Origin of the sequence: Nocardioides sp. YIM B13467 (assembly GCF_042788075.1) — a bacterium.
Lineage (GTDB): Bacteria > Actinomycetota > Actinomycetes > Propionibacteriales > Nocardioidaceae > Nocardioides.
In genome coordinates this window covers 1-14505 of the sequence record NZ_JBHZPJ010000035.1, presented here as the reverse complement: position 1 = coordinate 14505, position 14505 = coordinate 1, and the positions used below count along the sequence as shown (strand labels likewise).

Sequence of the window (14505 nt, the reverse complement as noted above, 5' to 3'; positions counted from 1 at the left end):
AGGCCGGCCGGATCGCCGCCCGGGCGGCCACGACCGAGAGTGTCAGCGGCAACGAGGCGCACAGCTCGATGATCCGCTCCACTGCCTCGGGCTCGGCCAGGAGGCGGTCCTCACCCAGCCGTCCGGCCAGGAGTTCATAGGCCTCGGCGTCATTGAGCAGGCCCAGCTCCATCGGCCTCGCACCGGCCTCCGCGACCAGGCCGGAGAGCCTGTTTCGGCTGGTCACCAGGGTCACACACCCCGGGCTGCCGGGGATCAGGCTGCGTACCTGCTCGCTGTCGCGGGCGTTGTCGAGCACGAGCAGCACCCGCTTGCCGGCGAGCTTGCTGCGCAGCAGCCCCGCCCGGCCGTCGATGTCCTGGGGCTGGCGGGATCGCTCAACCCCGAACGCCTCGAGCAACACCCCGAGCGCGTCCAACGGGTCGAGCGCGTCGCACGGGTCGAAGCCGCGCAGGTTCACGAACACCTGGCCGTCCGGGAAGCTGGAAGCGCTCCGGTGCGCCCAGTAGAGCGCCAGCGTCGTCTTGCCGATCCCCGCCGTGCCCGCGATCGCCGAGATCACGACGGCCCGTTCACCCTCGTCGACCCTCCCCGTCGCCACCAGCTCGTCGAGCATCGTCAGATGGTCCTCGCGACCGGCGAAGGCGGCGACGACCGGCGGCAGCTGGCGCGGCACGATCCCCTCGTACGTCCGCGCCGGCGCGGGCTCGGGATCGTCTCCCTCGATGATCCGCAGCTGCAGGTCGCGTACGTCCTTGGACGGCTCGACCCCGAGCTCGTCGCGGAGGACACGGAAGAGACGCTGGTAGGCGTCCAGGGCCTCCGCCGTGCGGCCGGAATGCCACAGCGCCGTCATCAGCAGCAGCCACAGGCCCTCCCGGAGCGGGTTGGCCCGGACGACCGGTCCCAGGTCGGCCACGACCGCGGCCTGCCGGCCGAGCGCCAGGTCAGCTGCGGCCCGGGACTCGACGGCGACCAGCCGAAGCTCCTCGAGCCGAGCGGCCTCGGTCGCGATCATCGGCGACTCACCGACCGCGCCGTACGCACCCCCGGTCCACAGCCCCAGGGCAGCGTCGAAGAGCATGCTGGCCCGCTCCTGGTCTCCGGCCTCGGCCGAGGCACGGCCCTGCTCGACCAGGTCCTCGAAGCGGGACTGGTCGACGTCCGCACCGACCAGCGCGTAGCCGTTCGCCCGGCTCTGCAGATGGCGGCGATCCTCGCCGAGCGCCCGGCGCAGGTCACGGACGCGCTGGTGAAGCAGGTTCACCCCCGTCGCCGGGGGTGAACCTCTCCACAGCTCGTCGACCAGGAGGTCCGAGGAGACCGGCGCTCCGCGCGCGGCCGCCAGCAGGGCAAGCAGAGTCCGCCGCGTACGCGACAGCTTCTGCACCGTGCCGTCGTCGCACACCAGCTCGACGGCCCCTAGGACCCGGACCCGCACCACACCTCCTGTTGACCACGCAGCATTACGTCCGAGAAGACACATCGTCTCATCACCACAGAGATGGTGACGCGTAATGCCGCCAGAAGGTTGCTTGGAGGTTGGTGCTGAGCCCAGATTTAGGAGTTCTGGCTTACGGAACCCGCCACAGGCCGCTCTCGCCGCCCTTGTCGATCTGGAACCCGACCTGCTTGATGTTCACCCCGACAGGGACGACGAACGGCACCAGGGCCGTCCGCTGGTCACGCGGCTGCAGACCGAACGGGTTCGGGAACACCTCGCCGCCGTCGACCGTCACCGTGCTGGGCAGGCTCTTGTACTTCTTGCCCGAGGCATCGATGACCGTCGTGCCGGTGGCCGGGGTGTCGTTGAAGACCCTCGACCCAGCGTTGACGACCTGGATCTCGACGGCCATCACACGCGACCCCGGCGGGGTCTCGGTGCCGTCCGTGAAGGACGTCTCGAAGACGTCCTGCACGATCACCCTCAACAGGATTCCGGGTGCTTCGCCCTTGATGGTTCCCTCAGTCGTCAACCCGAGCTGCTGGTTCTGCTCGATCCTCTCGGTGCTGTCGACGGTGATCACCTTCTTCTCCATCGCGGGGTTCTCGCCATGGTTGTTGCTGTAGAACCCGTAGTCGATGGAACTGTCCGAACCGCAGCCAACCCCGGCCGCCGCGACGGCTCCCCCGAGGATCAGCATGGCCACACGACGCACACGCACTCCTTATGAAATTTGTTGCTCCGGAAAGGAAATTGTTCCCCTTGATTTACCATGGCAACATGCCGGAGTCCAAGCGTCCGGCCTAGGGTCTAAAGTCCCAATCCGGGGTGCAACTCTTCGCAGTCATCTCCACAGCACGAGGTAGTAGACGAGCACCGGAATCACGGGCGCCACAAGAAACCAGGGCGTGACCAGCGGAAGCTTGTTGATCAGGCGTACGCCGGCCACCGCCCCCGCTCCCAGGAGCACCGAGATCACGAAAAGACCCTCGCGCGCTCCACCTTTGTCGGCGCCGGTCGCGCCCAAGGCGGCCATCGCCAGGGAATGCAGCATCACGACGGAGCAGAGCAGGGACGAAGCGACGTACTTCTTGACCTGCTCGATATGCACGAGCGGACCCTACTCCGTCGTCACCGACGGACGCTCGACGAGACCGGCCAGCTTGGCCGGCGCCTGGATGCAGTAGGAGTCGGTCAGGAGCTCGGCGACCTCGTCCCAGTCCGTGTCGTCGTCGACGATCATCCCGACCACGTTGCCACCCCAGCCGGCCTTGAAATACGGGTGGCCGAGGTGCTCGAAGGCCACCACCTCATCAGGCTCGCCGCGGAACACGATCCGGAAGAGCTGGTCCTCGCCACCGAAGACGTGCGCGACGGTCGCCTGGCCGACCCGCCAGCGAACCCCCACCCAGGCGTCGTCCTCGAGGCACTTCGGGAACGCGGTGAGGATCTCCCTCAGCCGCGCCACCATCGCCTCGGGGACCTCAGGACGCTCAGCCATGCTTCTGATCCTGCCAGGCACCACGGACATTTCTTAATTGCTATACATGTTTATGATCAACATGTACGGTTTCTCCCATGAAGAAGCAGACGATCGGATACGTCGTGTGGCGCCTCGCCATGCGTCTGCGGGTGTCGATGGACAGAGCGCTCGCGCCCCTGGGGCTCACCCACGCGCAGTACTCGCTCATCGCCTCCCTCCACGGCCTCCGCGCCTCGGAGGCCCCGACCCAGAAGCAGCTTGCCGACCTCACCGGCCTCGAGCCGATGTACGTCTCCAAGCTCGCCCGCCAACTCGAGACGAGAGGCTGGATCGAGCGCGTCCGCGACACCAGGGACACCCGAGCCGTACGCCTCGTCATCACGCCCGAGGGCACCGAGGTGACCCGCGAGGCGATCGCGGTGACCGGTCGGCTGCTCGACCAGCTCACCGCACCACTCGGCGGTCGCAACAGCCGTCGTGCCGCCGAGGCGCAAGCAGCGCTCGAGGCGATGCTCGCCGCCCCCATCGACACCGACCCCACACCTGGAGACCGATCATGACCGTAGCCACTCCTCCTCTCACCGGCGCCAACCTGGGCGTCGCCTACTTCGCCGTGCGCAAGAACCTCCTCAACGTGCTCGACGACTACGACCTGACCTTCGAGCAGTCGCTGCTGCTCAACTACCTGCGCCAGGGCGATGCCGCGCGTGCCGATCTGGTCGCGTCGACGGCCGACAACATCAAGGTCTCCACGGCTGAGGTCGAGTCACATCTCGACGCCGCGATCGCCCGCGGCCTGATCGCCGACGGCCTCACCCTGACCGAGGAGGGTGACCGTCTCCAGCAGCAGATCACCGAGCGCACCCAGCCGCTGACCAGGACGTTCTTCTCCGACATTCCGACCGAGGACCTGACCGTGACCGCGCGGGTCCTGGCCACCCTCACCGAACGGGCCAACGCCGCGCTGGCCGCCTCCTAAGATCGGGGCCATGGCACAGGAGAAGTACGACGTAGTGGTAGCCGGCGGCGGTCACAACGGCCTCACCGCCGCGGCCTATCTGAGCCGGGCGGGCCTCTCGGTCCTGGTGCTCGAGCGGCTCGACCACGTCGGGGGTGCGGCGATCTCGGCGCAGGCGTTCGACGGCTTCCCGACCCGACTCTCGCGCTACTCCTACCTGGTCTCGCTGCTCCCCGAGCAGATCCGCACCGATCTCGGGCTCGACATCGAGCTCGCGTCGCGGCAGACCGCGTCGTACTCCCCCTACCTCGACGGCTCGCGGGCCACCGGCCTCCTCGTGGAGACACCCGAGGGCGAGGCCACCGCGGCGAGCTTCCGCGCGGTGACCGGGGCGGACGAGGAGTACGCCGCGTGGCAGTCGTTCTACGACGAGGTCTCCGACCTCGCCCGGGTCGTCGCACCCACCCTCACCTCCCCGCTTCCCACGGGCGCCGCGATCCGTTCAGAGGTGGGTGCGCCGATCTGGCGCGACATCGTCGAACGGCCGCTCGGGGAGGCGATCGAGCGCCGCTTCGCCAACGACCTGGTCCGCGGCGTGGTCGCCACCGACGCCTTGATCGGCACCTTCGCCGGCCTGGGCGAGGCGAGCCTGATCCAGAACCGCTGCTTCCTCTACCACCTGATCGGCAACGGGACCGGCGAGTGGCGGGTCCCGATCGGCGGCATGGGCGCGGTCACCGGGGCGATCGCCAAGGCGGCGTACGCCGGTGGAGCGCAGGTCCTCACCGGCGCGACCGTCACCTCGATCCGCGGCGGTGCCGTCGGCGAGGGTGCCGAGATCACCTGGACCGACGCCTCCGGATCCCACACGGTTGCGGCCGACTACGTGCTCTCCGGCCTGGCTCCGTACGTCCTCGACGGCCTCCTCGGCCGCACCCCCTCCGCCGCGGACAAGCCGGTGGGTGCCCAGCTCAAGATCAACATACTCCTCGAGCGCCTCCCCCGGCTGCGCTCCGGCGAGGACCCGGAGGTCGCCTTCGCCGGCACCCTCCACCTCGGCGAGTCCTACTCCGAGCTCGAGAAGGCGTACGCCGAGGCCGCCGCCGGCTCGGTGCCGACCGAGATGCCGGGCGAGGTCTACTGCCACTCGCTCACCGACCCCTCCATCCTCGGCGACGTCCCGCCCGGCACCCAGACCCTCACCTACTTCGGCCTGCACGCTCCCGCGACCCTCTTCGAGGACCCGGCCACGCGTGAGGAGCGCAAGGCCCAGGCGGTCGAGCGCGCCATCGCCTCCCTCGACCGCCACCTGCTCGACCCGATCTCCTCCGTCGTCGCGCGGATCGTGGATGGCGAGCCGTGCATCGAGGCCAAGATTCCTCAGGAGATCGAGGCCGACCTGGCCATGCCCGGCGGCCACATCTTCCACGGCGACCTCGCCTGGCCCTGGGCCCCCGACGACGCCGACCTGACCACACCCGCCGCCCGCTGGGGCGTCGCCACCGACATCGGCACTGTGCTCATGTGCGGCTCGGGCGCGCAGCGCGGCGGCGCCGTCTCCGGCCTCGGCGGCCACAACGCCGCCCAGGCCGTCCTGGAGCTCCGCTGACCTCGTCGTTGATTCGGCGCAGCCTCGATTTGGGACGCATCCGAGCCCGCTGCTACTGTTCTTCTCGTCGCCGAGCGCGCAAGCAGCTCGAAGGACATGCGCCATTAGCTCAATTGGTAGAGCAGCTGACTCTTAATCAGCGGGTTGTAGGTTCAAGTCCTACATGGCGTACATCGAGTTCGGTCCCTGACCTGCGGAAACAGGTCGGGGACCGAACGTCGTTTTGCGACTCAAAGTAGCCGTTTAGGAGGAATCCGAGGACGAATGCGGCTCGGCGACGGCCTTCACGACGCCGTTGCCACGGACGCGACGCGGCTCGGTCGGATCCCAGTCGCGACATCGGATCCCATCACTGACGTCTCTCTTGGGCAGCCGGTATGTCTTCCGGAGGTCGAGAGCGCACCGGTCCGCCGCGCGAGCAAGTTCAGAACATCTCCGATCCAGATGCGCGTTAGCGGCATCGTCGTCCAAAACCTCCCAGAGGAACGCCCCGGATCGCCAGGCAGCGTCATGGGACACCGGCAGCGTGAGAGAGCCCGGCCTCAGCATCCTTCTGAGGCCGGGCTCTGTTGCGCTGCCGAGGGCGCTAGGGAAGTTCTGCCTTGATTCTGGATCGAACCTCGGTGATCTGCGTCCCGTCGAGGTCGCTGAGGGATGATGCTGCGACCCGATCAGCAGATTGGACACCGCATGGCGTCATGTGCGCGACGTCATCGGTGACCACAAGTGGCCCGGGCGGCTGAATGGCGAAGCTGTCCGATCCAGTGATTGTCACGAAGAGAAGCACATGATTGCCGGCGGTGAGGGCCGTGCGATCGTGGTCACCGATGCGCTCAACCACCTCGCCACTGGAGCGTTCGATGAAATCACTTGAGAAGTGGCTACTCCATGGATCGCTCGGAGGGGTGCCCTTGAGGATGTTGGTCGCTTTGATGGTGGCGGTGTAGGACACTGATGAGAGTTCGTCGTCGTCGACTGGCTCCTGCTCGGCGGTCGTGACATCGAGCACCTTCGCTTCGAGGATCACATCGGCAAGGCTGACCGCCTCGTTAAGGTCGCTCGCTTCGTATGTCGCTGTATCGAGGTTCAGGTCTTGATCGCAATGATCGTCGGTGCCGTCGGTCTCCACCTGCGAGTCATCTCTCGCTCTGGAGTCGGATGAGCATCCCTGGGCCAGCGCGAACATGAGCACCAGGAGTGTCGCCGCGATTCGCTCAACCGTAGTACGCGTTGATGTGTGAGACATTGTGTGGTCCTAAGAGGTTCGGCCCCGGGAATCCCAAGGACATGCAGCGATAGTTTTCCGAGATCGACAGGTTCGGGTCGCCGTCAGGATCAACGTTTGGGTGGGTCAGGCCCACCGAATGCCCCGTCTCGTGGCAAGCGAGCCGCTGAAGCCAATCATCGGACCAGGAGGCAATCTCGTCGGAATTGAGAAGGATATGCGAGTGATCGCACACTAGTCCCTGCCATGCCTGGCAAGTGTATCGACCGTATACATTTGCCGGGAGCGCGGTGTCCGTATCAAACTTGTACCAGACGTCAACTGTGGTCGAATGACTTTTTGGACCCGATATGGACAACGCGGTGGTGTCGTAGCTCCCGTCTAGAGTCCACTCGATGGCCGACGTCATGCGCGGGCCCGTTGCCGCGCCCCAATCATGCGCTGCGGAGTCTGCTAAGCAGACGCGCTCGTAATCGCAGTATGTGCTTACATGGGTGACGAAGTTCGCATAGGCGGGCGCAATGCCCACCGTGGCGAATACCGTTAATCCCACGAAGATGGTGGCGATTTTCTTGATGCGTCGCATACGTCACCTCATGTGTCGATTTCATGGGGACGAACCAGGCTGATCCCCGAAATTCCTAGGCGGATCCATCCCTTGGTTACGCGAGATCACACTCTATGAGGAATGATTGCTCGTTCGACATGGTTAAATCAGGCCAATCGGTAACGGGATGTTGAACGTTATCCGACGAGCCGCACCCGGTAGGTCCACTGCGCCCGACCGAAGTGGCTTCCGGTGATGGCGGCGACAACAACCGCAGCGGCCCGGACCATGGCCTGGACGCTCAGTCACGCTGCCCCCTCATCCTCACCTTCCTCAGCCACCTTCGGATCGTTCGGCGCATCCGGGTTGAGCGCTTCGAGCGCGTCGAGATTCCCGGCGTTCTTGGCCTTACGGCCGAGGTAGACGTCCTGCGTCATCGACACCCGCGAGTGCCCCAACTGGTCAGCGATCGCGCGGGCACTCCGGCCGCCTTCGTCAAGCATCGTCGCCACCGTCTTCCGGTAAGTGTGCGTCGTCAGCCACTCGAAGTCGGTGCCCTCCCGCACCTGCCGAATGGAGCGCTGCACGGCGTTCCGGTCGCGCCAGGTGCCCACGCCACTCGGGAAAACCGGACTGTCGTCGGCGCGGCGGCGCTCGCGGCGCTCCTTGAGCATCGCGATGCACCACTTCGGCAGGAACAACGGTCGCTCCGACGTCTCCGACTTCACCTTCTTGGCAACCAGCCCTTTCCCTTTGACACGAATGATCGTCCGCTCGACTCGGACCAGGCCCTTGACCGGAGTGGAGCTGTCTAGGAACCAGGACTAGCGAGGCCCGGGAGTCCACGGCGCTGGCGGTGGCCCCTCCTCTGGGTCGTCGTCTAGCCGGTTTCCCCAGTCGTCGAAAACGGGTTGCGGTGGCATCAAGTCCATATCCCAACCACCCCTTAGGTAACCACTACGACTACGAGTCCAGTTGCGTCCGCCCGTGTCACTGAAGTGGAGCTCGACGCGAACCTCCGAAGCGTCCACGCGTGGGATCGGGTTCCCGTCACTGTCCGTGGTCTCGCTGCCATCGCCGTTGTATGGCGGCATCGGCAGCACCGTCTCACCCGGACCGGCGACGGGGAGATACCCAGAGGTCCCTAGGAGATTTCCACCCTCATCGCAGATCGTCACCCAGACGTCGTAGACAGGAAGGTTGCTCCGGTTCGCGACAAGCACCTTCCAAGTACCCGGGGGTTTGAACCCGGGACCCACCACCATTGGGTTGTCAATCTTGTAAGTAAGCCATGCAGCAACATGGTCAGCCTGCGCTTGGTCCTCACGACGGAACCGCTCCCTGTCGCGCTCGTTCTCGATCTGCAGAACGCCGAATGACGCTTTCGCGGCAAGTCCGGCCGCGATCAGTGCTCCAGCTGACGTGATGCCTTGAAACCAGGTCGCCAGATCTCCTACCTCGATCACGAGGGCAGTGTGCCCGACCCCACCGACAGTTTCGGCGGAAACGATGCGTGGAGCGCGGCCCTCGTCTGGATAATCTCTCCTCGTGGACAACGCGTGGATCGGCGTCATCGGCGGGGGCGTCGGTGCGGCCGCGACGTTTGCCGGAACGGCGTACACCCAGTGGCGTGCGGAACGCCTGCGGACTGCTGATCGGCTAGCCGAAGAGAAGCGCTGGCGGGAGGAGCGGCGGCTCGAGGATCTGCGATGGGAACGCGATCGCCACAATGAACGCCAGGACGCGTCGAGAGTTGCCTGGCATGAGAAACGTAGGCAGGTCTATCTGGAGTTTGCGCAAAGCGCGCTCACCTGTATGGAGAAGTTCGCAGCGACGTCTGCGGTGCTGGGTGCTCAGTTTGACCTTGAGGCGGACCAGCAGCCCCCATCAAAGGCAGCCGAAGCCTTCCAGGGAGTCGCTCGCAGGCGCATGGCAGACGCTGAAGAGTCCTGGATAACACTCAACCGCTGCCACTCTGAGATGACGTTGCTGGCGACACCGGATCTCTTGGAGTCATCCCACAAGGTCTGGGCCATCCACGGGGAGGTGAGGTTCAAGTTGCGAGAGCCCGCTCCCGACGTCGGGCAAATCGATGCGCTCCTAGAAGCGGTTGAGGACCCAATCACCAAGACTTTTTCCTTGATTCGCGCCGAGTTGGGGATCGACCTTCCCACCCGTCGTCCATCCACAACAGCAGATACACAGCTGTCCGGAGACGATTGAGACCCAATTCACCGAGCACACATCTGGTCAAGCCGATCTGAGGCGGCGCGGGATCGTGCAGCGTTGCCCCCGCTCAACCAGTCGGGGTGAGGACGAATGCGGGGATGAATGCGCCACGATCCCCTACGAACAACCATGAACAACCAGACCCTCAAGACGGGCCGTTGAGCGCACAGCCGAATGACAACCGTGTGGCCCTGATCTATCAGCGGGTTGTAGGTTCAAGTCCTACATGGCGTACATCGAAACCGGCCCTCACCTGGACTTTCAGGTGAGGGCCGGTTCTTTGCTTTCTAACCCGGGCACACAAAACCCCGATTAGCTCGCTTTCTGGCCAGGATCGTCGTCCTCCTCCGAGTTTGCCCGTGTCTTCGGAATCAGCCTGTCGAGGTGGTCGACGGCGGCGTTCGTGACCTTGCAACCCATGTAGGCGTCCTGGGTCATCGAGGGCCGCGCGTGGCCGAGCTGGTCAGCGGGCTGCCGTGCGGTCATGCCGCGCTCGTCAAGCACGGTCGCCACCGACCTCCGGGCCGCCCTCGCCCGAATTCTCGTGGGGGCCGCCGGTGCGCGGTGGCCGCTACGCCGTGCCCCAGAACCGGTCCTCGGCCGCCTGGTCCTCGCTGATTAGCCAGACCTCGGCGATCTGGTCGCCGTCGACCCTGAACACGTCGACGCCGTGCTGGTCCAGGTCGGCGTGGTCGGGTCGGCTGGCGGTGAAGTGCACTGTGGTGGCCACAAGTGCGCCGGCCTCGGCCACGGACTCGATGCTCAGGGCGAAGGTTCCTCCGCTGAGCTCCATGAACCGCCCCAGGTGGGCGAGGATTGCGTCCGGCCCCGCATGGTCTCCGGAGAGCTGGTTCTCACCAGGCTGGTGCCAGACTGCATGGTTGCTCAGGGTCGACCTCAGCGCGTCCATGTCGCCTGCTGCCATGGCTGCGCCGTATCGTGCGATCACATCACTTGCGGACATCATTGATCCAATCGTTGAATTCTGGAACTTCAGGATCCAAGCGGAAGGGCGGTTACTTCAACGTGACCATGAAGGAGCCGGCAGCACGTGAGTGGACTGTCTTCTCGCCGAGCTGCCCGTCGCGGGAATCGCTGGCCCGTATTGCGAACAAGTGGACAGCGATGATTGTGATCTTGTTGCACGACGCTCCGCTGCGATTCTCGGAGTTGCATGACGAGGTCGGCGGGATCACCAAGAAGGTCTTGGTCGACACCTTGCGCGCGCTGGAGCGCGATGGCATGGTCGAGCGCGTCCGTGAGCCGGACGCACATTGGCGCTATCGGCTCACCCCGCTGGGCCGCACCCTGCACGAACCGCTATTGGCGTTGCAGACGTGGGCCGAGGCTCACGTCAAGCTGGTGCAAGAGGCTCGGGAACGGTATGACGACGCCCTTGACGAGCAGATCCTTGCCCAAGCCGAACCGCATCGCTGACATCTTTCCCTCCAGAGGCCGCCGGCAAGGTGCCGCGTCGGCTCGACTTGGGGATGACGACGAGTAGGCCCAACGTTCCCCGACCGCCCGACCCAACGTCTGTACCCGTGTGCCGGGAACACAAGCGGGCACACAAACAACCACAAGTACCGACAGGCGCCACCCAACGACCGCGGCGACACAGACAGGGGTCCGGACGCCAGCCGCGGGGCGGTTTGCTCTCAGCGGGTTGTAGGTTCAAGTCCTACACGGCGTACATCGAAACCGGCCCTCACCTGGACTTTCAGGTGAGGGTCGGTTCTTTGCTGCTACCCGGGCACGCAATGAGGCACACAAGCTGACGACGCGAGAATCCGTCGACGGCGGCGTGCAGATTCCCGCCATGGCGGGAATCTGCAGGGGTCCGGGGTCAGGTATGACCACATTTCCCCACCATGGCGGGAATCTGCCCGCCCCAGCCCCGCAGCCGAATCCTCACAGCGCACCGACGGCGCGGAGGACGAACTCCTCGATCCGGTCTGCGGGGAGGTTGCGGGTGCCGAGGACCGCATGGACCAAGGCGAGGGTGGCGTCGACGTCGGTGACGGCGAAGACGCCTTGCTCGGCGCCCTGCTCGAGGATCTCGGCGAGGACCTGCTCGACGGCGACGACGTGCTCGCGGATCTCCTGGCGAGCCTCCTCGGGCAGCCCGCCGTAGACCTGGGGGCCGAAGCCCATGTGGAACTTCTCGCCGAGGGTGAGGTGGTTGCGTACGTAGATCCGCAGCCGCTCGGCCGGCCGCTCGCTCGCGGCGAGCTGGGCCTGGAGGGACGCGACGTACTCCGAGGTCTCGTGGGTCGCGAACGCGACCATCACCGCGTCGCGGTCCTTGAAGTGGTGGTAGATCGCGGTGCGCCCGATCTCAGCGCGCTGGGCCAGCTTCGACATGCTGATGGCGTCGTAGCTGCCCTCGGCCATCAGCTCCGCGAACGCCGCGAAGATCCGTTCGCGCACCAGCCTGCGGTGCTCGAGGACGTTCTCGGCGGCGATACGGGGCACGAGGACGAACCCTAGTTCACCTGCGATAGGTGTCGAGGCGAGCGCCGAGCTCCTCGAAGACGGCCTGGTTGAGGCCGAAGGCGACCTGGACCTCCTCGACGATGCGGATCTTCTCCGCGGGGTCGAGGGGCAGCGCGTCGAGGCGGGCGCGGTAGCCGTCCTTGTAGGGCTTCGGCTTGGGGATCTCCGCGAACTCGTAGAACGCCACTCCCTCGCCGTCGAGCTCGAAGAACCGGTCGAGCAGCCGGCCGATCGCCTGGCCACCGGAGAGGTCGCCGAGGTAGCGGGTGTAGTGGTGGGCGGCGTAGAGACCGCCCCAGGCGCGGGTGGCCTCGATCCGAGCGACGTACGCATCGGCGGCATCCGACTCCACGGTGGCGCCGTCGACACCTGGCGCCCACACGGCCAGGTCGGCATCGATCGCGGCCAGGCGCTCCAGGGCGACGTCATGGACGGCTTCGGCGACGGCATCCGTGGCGGCCAGGTCGCGGCCGACCGTCTCGAGCGCGACGTAGACCTTGCGCAGGCGCAGCAGGTAGTCGGCGTACCCCTGCTCGTTGACCCGGCCGGCCAGCAGCTCCTCCATGAAGGAGGAGCTCTCGGCTGCGGTGTGCTGGATCCGGGAGCCCTCGCGCATCAGCGCGGAGAGTGGAGCGTCGGGCATCTCGTCGGCGAGGAGGGCGGACATGTGTGCTCCAGTCAGGTCGGGCGGCAGCGATCGGCGGTCCGGCAAAGATACTGACACACTGTCAGAAAGTCGGCAAGGTTCTAGTTAGGTCACCCTAACAAGACCGCGCAAAAGCGGTGAGCAATCGCGCTACGGATCGACTTGTGGAGATGCCTACAGAACATTGTTCACGAATGCGGGAGCACAACGTGATGACCACAACTTGCCCAGGCATCTCAGACGTTCAAGTTTCGATCACGACGTAGATCCACAAGGGGTCCGACCGGGTGCTCGAGGACGAGGTGTTGCCGCGAAAGTTACGGCTGATTTCGCGGGTCATCCGGGCCCTGCGTACGCCTATGCACCCGCGATCTGACGTGGCTAGACTCCCCGCTTCGTCACGGCGAGTCACAGCAACCGGGGGGCTGCAGAGGCTGACTTCTACTCGTCGTGCCCTGTCATCGACAGTTATCAACACCATTGGAGAAGTCACTTGCGCTCCCCACTCTCGGTCCGCGGAGCCGCCCTTGTTGCGGCGACCGCGATGATCGGTCTTTCCGTGACCGCGGCCCCGGCGACTGCGGCGGAGAAGCCCCAGGCCAAGGCCTCGTCGGTCGCTCTGACCGTCAACGTGTCTGACAAGGTCAAGGTCGACACCGGTCGCTACACCGCCACCTACAACGGCAAGAAGACCGTCAACTCGGGCACCAACAAGCCCGCTCTTCCGCTCCTCGCGAGCGACCAGCAGCTGCTCTCGGTCGGCGTCTTCGCCCAGGACGCGGCCGCCGCCCTCCAGAACGGCACCGTCTACTCCGGCGCCTGCTCGGCCCTGGCCGGCAAGGGCGCGACCCTGGTCGCCATCGGCGACGGCTCCAGCTGCGTCAAGCCGGGCGAGGCCGTCACGGTGAACCTCGCCGAGCTCGACCTCCAGAAGCTCGGCGCCACCACCGACTACCTGCTCAACGACGAGAGCAAGTCCGTCCACGTGAAGCTCGGCCCGGTCAACGACCTGGTCCAGACCGTCGTCTCCGGCGTGCTCACCAAGGTCGGCGGGCTCTCGGTCGGTGTCGACCTCGACGCCGCGGAGAGCACCTGCATGGCGCAGGGCACCAAGTTCAAGGGCAAGACCCAGCTCAAGAACGCCGCCGTCACCGTCAATGTCCCCGGCAAGGGCGACATCAAGGTCGCCGACCTGCCGGCGAACCCGAAGAAGAACACGACGGTCGTTCCCGACCTCTCTCCGGTGACCGACGCCGTCCTCGGCCGCGTCGACACGCTGCTCCAGTCGGGCCTGAAGAGCAAGATCGCGCCGGGCGTCCTGGACGTCTCGATCCGCATCGACCTGATCGAGCACATCAAGGAGCAGCTCGCCGTGCTGCTCAAGGGCCTCGAGACCGACCTGGTCAAGCTCACCTTGAACAAGCAGGACAAGACCGCGAAGTCGCTCGAGGTGTCCGCCCTGGACATCAACGTCCTCGACGCCGTGAAGAAGGTCGGCGCCCCGACCGCCGCCAAGGTCGCCATCGGCACCAGCACCTGCGGCACCAACGGCCTCACCTCCTCCGAGGAGAAGGCTGCGGCCAGCGGTGACAAGAAGAACGTCGACGTCGTCGTCTCCGGCGACAAGTCCGACCCGGACACGAGCGTCCAGGTGAAGCCCGACAACGCCCCGGCCAACGCCGAGCTCAACCTGCTCTCGTCCCCGGCCGCCAAGGGCGGGTTCGCCGCCGGTGCGCTCGTGCTGCTCGTCGCCGCTGCTGCCGCCACCCGGTGGTTCCTGCTGCGCCGGTCGCACGCCTGATCCGCTGATCAGGACTCCCCTGTAGGACCGTTGTAGAACCTGCGACACCCGCGTCCCGGGGAAAAGG

At 65.9% G+C, this 14505-nt stretch carries 18 protein-coding genes and 1 tRNA gene; 7 read left to right on the top strand and 12 right to left on the bottom strand.

From position 1 onward, the window contains the following. The 4 genes from ACFX43_RS07040 to ACFX43_RS07025 form a co-directional block, all read right to left on the bottom strand. Nucleotides 1-1441: BTAD domain-containing putative transcriptional regulator (locus ACFX43_RS07040; RefSeq protein WP_378818718.1), on the bottom strand; the 1441-nt coding region annotated here is incomplete at its 3' end. A 133-nt stretch (nt 1442-1574) separates the two neighbouring features. Next, nucleotides 1575-2159 carry a hypothetical protein gene (locus tag ACFX43_RS07035; RefSeq protein ID WP_378818715.1) on the bottom strand — a complete coding sequence of 195 codons (585 nt, stop codon included), beginning with the start codon at nt 2157-2159 and terminating at the stop codon, nt 1575-1577. A gap of 129 nt (nt 2160-2288) precedes the next feature. Next, complete coding sequence (locus tag ACFX43_RS07030; RefSeq protein WP_378818712.1) at nt 2289-2555, bottom strand: transcriptional regulator; 267 nt, start codon at nt 2553-2555, stop codon at nt 2289-2291. 9 nt (nt 2556-2564) lie between these two features. After that, nucleotides 2565-2945: an MmcQ/YjbR family DNA-binding protein gene (locus tag ACFX43_RS07025; protein WP_378818710.1), complete on the bottom strand. Its 381-nt coding sequence runs from the start codon at nt 2943-2945 to the stop codon at nt 2565-2567. Nucleotides 2946-3022: 77 nt separating this feature from the next. Here ACFX43_RS07025 and ACFX43_RS07020 point away from each other — a divergent pair, with 77 nt between their 5' ends. The 4 genes from ACFX43_RS07020 (at nt 3023) to ACFX43_RS07005 (ending at nt 5665) form a co-directional block, all read left to right on the top strand. Then, nucleotides 3023-3487: a MarR family winged helix-turn-helix transcriptional regulator gene (locus ACFX43_RS07020; RefSeq protein WP_378818707.1), complete on the top strand. Its 465-nt coding sequence runs from the start codon at nt 3023-3025 to the stop codon at nt 3485-3487. Continuing rightward, on the top strand, nt 3484-3906 hold the full coding sequence (locus ACFX43_RS07015) for a hypothetical protein (protein WP_378818704.1): 423 nt from the start codon (nt 3484-3486) through the stop codon (nt 3904-3906). Before ACFX43_RS07020 ends, ACFX43_RS07015 begins: the two co-directional genes overlap by 4 nt. Before the next feature lie 10 nt (nt 3907-3916). Beyond that, nucleotides 3917-5494, top strand: a complete 1578-nt coding sequence (locus tag ACFX43_RS07010; RefSeq protein WP_378818701.1) for a phytoene desaturase family protein — start codon at nt 3917-3919, stop codon at nt 5492-5494. Nucleotides 5495-5592: 98 nt separating this feature from the next. After that, nucleotides 5593-5665, top strand: a tRNA-Lys gene (locus ACFX43_RS07005). A gap of 415 nt (nt 5666-6080) precedes the next feature. On the opposite strand, the gene ACFX43_RS07000 is transcribed toward ACFX43_RS07005, so the two are convergent. The 4 genes from ACFX43_RS07000 to ACFX43_RS06985 form a co-directional block, all read right to left on the bottom strand. Then, a complete protein-coding gene (locus ACFX43_RS07000) occupies nt 6081-6623 on the bottom strand; it encodes a hypothetical protein (RefSeq protein ID WP_378818698.1) in 543 nt (180 codons plus the stop codon). Between the two features lie 85 nt (nt 6624-6708). Then, the gene (locus ACFX43_RS06995; RefSeq protein ID WP_378818695.1) at nt 6709-7305 is read right to left on the bottom strand and encodes a hypothetical protein; all 597 of its coding nucleotides are present in this window, start codon (nt 7303-7305) and stop codon (nt 6709-6711) included. A 266-nt stretch (nt 7306-7571) separates the two neighbouring features. Further along, on the bottom strand, nt 7572-8033 hold the full coding sequence (locus ACFX43_RS06990; protein ID WP_378818724.1) for a tyrosine-type recombinase/integrase: 462 nt from the start codon (nt 8031-8033) through the stop codon (nt 7572-7574). Between the two features lie 57 nt (nt 8034-8090). Further along, on the bottom strand, nt 8091-8732 hold the full coding sequence (locus ACFX43_RS06985; protein WP_378818692.1) for a hypothetical protein: 642 nt from the start codon (nt 8730-8732) through the stop codon (nt 8091-8093). Nucleotides 8733-8814: 82 nt separating this feature from the next. Between ACFX43_RS06985 and ACFX43_RS06980 the strand changes: the two genes are divergently transcribed. Further along, nucleotides 8815-9489, top strand: a complete 675-nt coding sequence (locus ACFX43_RS06980) for a hypothetical protein (RefSeq protein WP_378818690.1) — start codon at nt 8815-8817, stop codon at nt 9487-9489. Nucleotides 9490-9807: 318 nt separating this feature from the next. Here the strand turns inward: ACFX43_RS06980 and ACFX43_RS06975 are convergent, their stop codons facing one another. Both ACFX43_RS06975 and ACFX43_RS06970 read right to left on the bottom strand, forming a co-directional pair. Then, the gene (locus ACFX43_RS06975; RefSeq protein ID WP_378818687.1) at nt 9808-9981 is read right to left on the bottom strand and encodes a hypothetical protein; all 174 of its coding nucleotides are present in this window, start codon (nt 9979-9981) and stop codon (nt 9808-9810) included. A gap of 85 nt (nt 9982-10066) precedes the next feature. Further along, nucleotides 10067-10459 (bottom strand): nuclear transport factor 2 family protein, encoded by a 393-nt coding sequence (locus ACFX43_RS06970; RefSeq protein ID WP_378818684.1) that lies wholly within the window; start codon nt 10457-10459, stop codon nt 10067-10069. Between the two features lie 68 nt (nt 10460-10527). Between ACFX43_RS06970 and ACFX43_RS06965 the strand changes: the two genes are divergently transcribed. Beyond that, a complete protein-coding gene (locus tag ACFX43_RS06965; protein WP_378818721.1) occupies nt 10528-10932 on the top strand; it encodes a winged helix-turn-helix transcriptional regulator in 405 nt (134 codons plus the stop codon). A gap of 474 nt (nt 10933-11406) precedes the next feature. Here ACFX43_RS06965 and ACFX43_RS06960 read toward each other — a convergent pair whose 3' ends face one another. Together ACFX43_RS06960 and ACFX43_RS06955 are read right to left on the bottom strand one after the other, a co-directional pair. After that, a complete protein-coding gene (locus ACFX43_RS06960) occupies nt 11407-11970 on the bottom strand; it encodes a TetR/AcrR family transcriptional regulator (RefSeq protein WP_378818681.1) in 564 nt (187 codons plus the stop codon). A 16-nt stretch (nt 11971-11986) separates the two neighbouring features. Further along, nucleotides 11987-12658: a heme oxygenase (biliverdin-producing) gene (locus tag ACFX43_RS06955; RefSeq protein ID WP_378818678.1), complete on the bottom strand. Its 672-nt coding sequence runs from the start codon at nt 12656-12658 to the stop codon at nt 11987-11989. Between the two features lie 472 nt (nt 12659-13130). Here ACFX43_RS06955 and ACFX43_RS06950 point away from each other — a divergent pair, with 472 nt between their 5' ends. Further along, nucleotides 13131-14438: a hypothetical protein gene (locus tag ACFX43_RS06950; RefSeq protein ID WP_378818676.1), complete on the top strand. Its 1308-nt coding sequence runs from the start codon at nt 13131-13133 to the stop codon at nt 14436-14438. The last annotated feature ends 67 nt before the right edge of the window (nt 14439-14505 follow it).

Excerpts from the sequence above, each read along its gene's own strand:
- ACFX43_RS06995 (WP_378818695.1), bottom strand. The coding sequence starts at position 7,305 with ATGCGACGCATCAAGAAAATCGCCACCATCTTCGTGGGATTAACGGTA.
- ACFX43_RS07010 (WP_378818701.1), top strand. The coding sequence starts at position 3,917 with ATGGCACAGGAGAAGTACGACGTAGTGGTAGCCGGCGGCGGTCACAAC.
- ACFX43_RS06965 (WP_378818721.1), top strand. The coding sequence starts at position 10,528 with ATGAAGGAGCCGGCAGCACGTGAGTGGACTGTCTTCTCGCCGAGCTGC.
- ACFX43_RS07015 (WP_378818704.1), top strand. The coding sequence starts at position 3,484 with ATGACCGTAGCCACTCCTCCTCTCACCGGCGCCAACCTGGGCGTCGCC.
- ACFX43_RS06955 (WP_378818678.1), bottom strand. The coding sequence starts at position 12,658 with ATGTCCGCCCTCCTCGCCGACGAGATGCCCGACGCTCCACTCTCCGCG.
- ACFX43_RS07025 (WP_378818710.1), bottom strand. The coding sequence starts at position 2,945 with ATGGCTGAGCGTCCTGAGGTCCCCGAGGCGATGGTGGCGCGGCTGAGG.
- ACFX43_RS06975 (WP_378818687.1), bottom strand. The coding sequence starts at position 9,981 with ATGACCGCACGGCAGCCCGCTGACCAGCTCGGCCACGCGCGGCCCTCG.
- ACFX43_RS06970 (WP_378818684.1), bottom strand. The coding sequence starts at position 10,459 with ATGTCCGCAAGTGATGTGATCGCACGATACGGCGCAGCCATGGCAGCA.
- ACFX43_RS07020 (WP_378818707.1), top strand. The coding sequence starts at position 3,023 with ATGAAGAAGCAGACGATCGGATACGTCGTGTGGCGCCTCGCCATGCGT.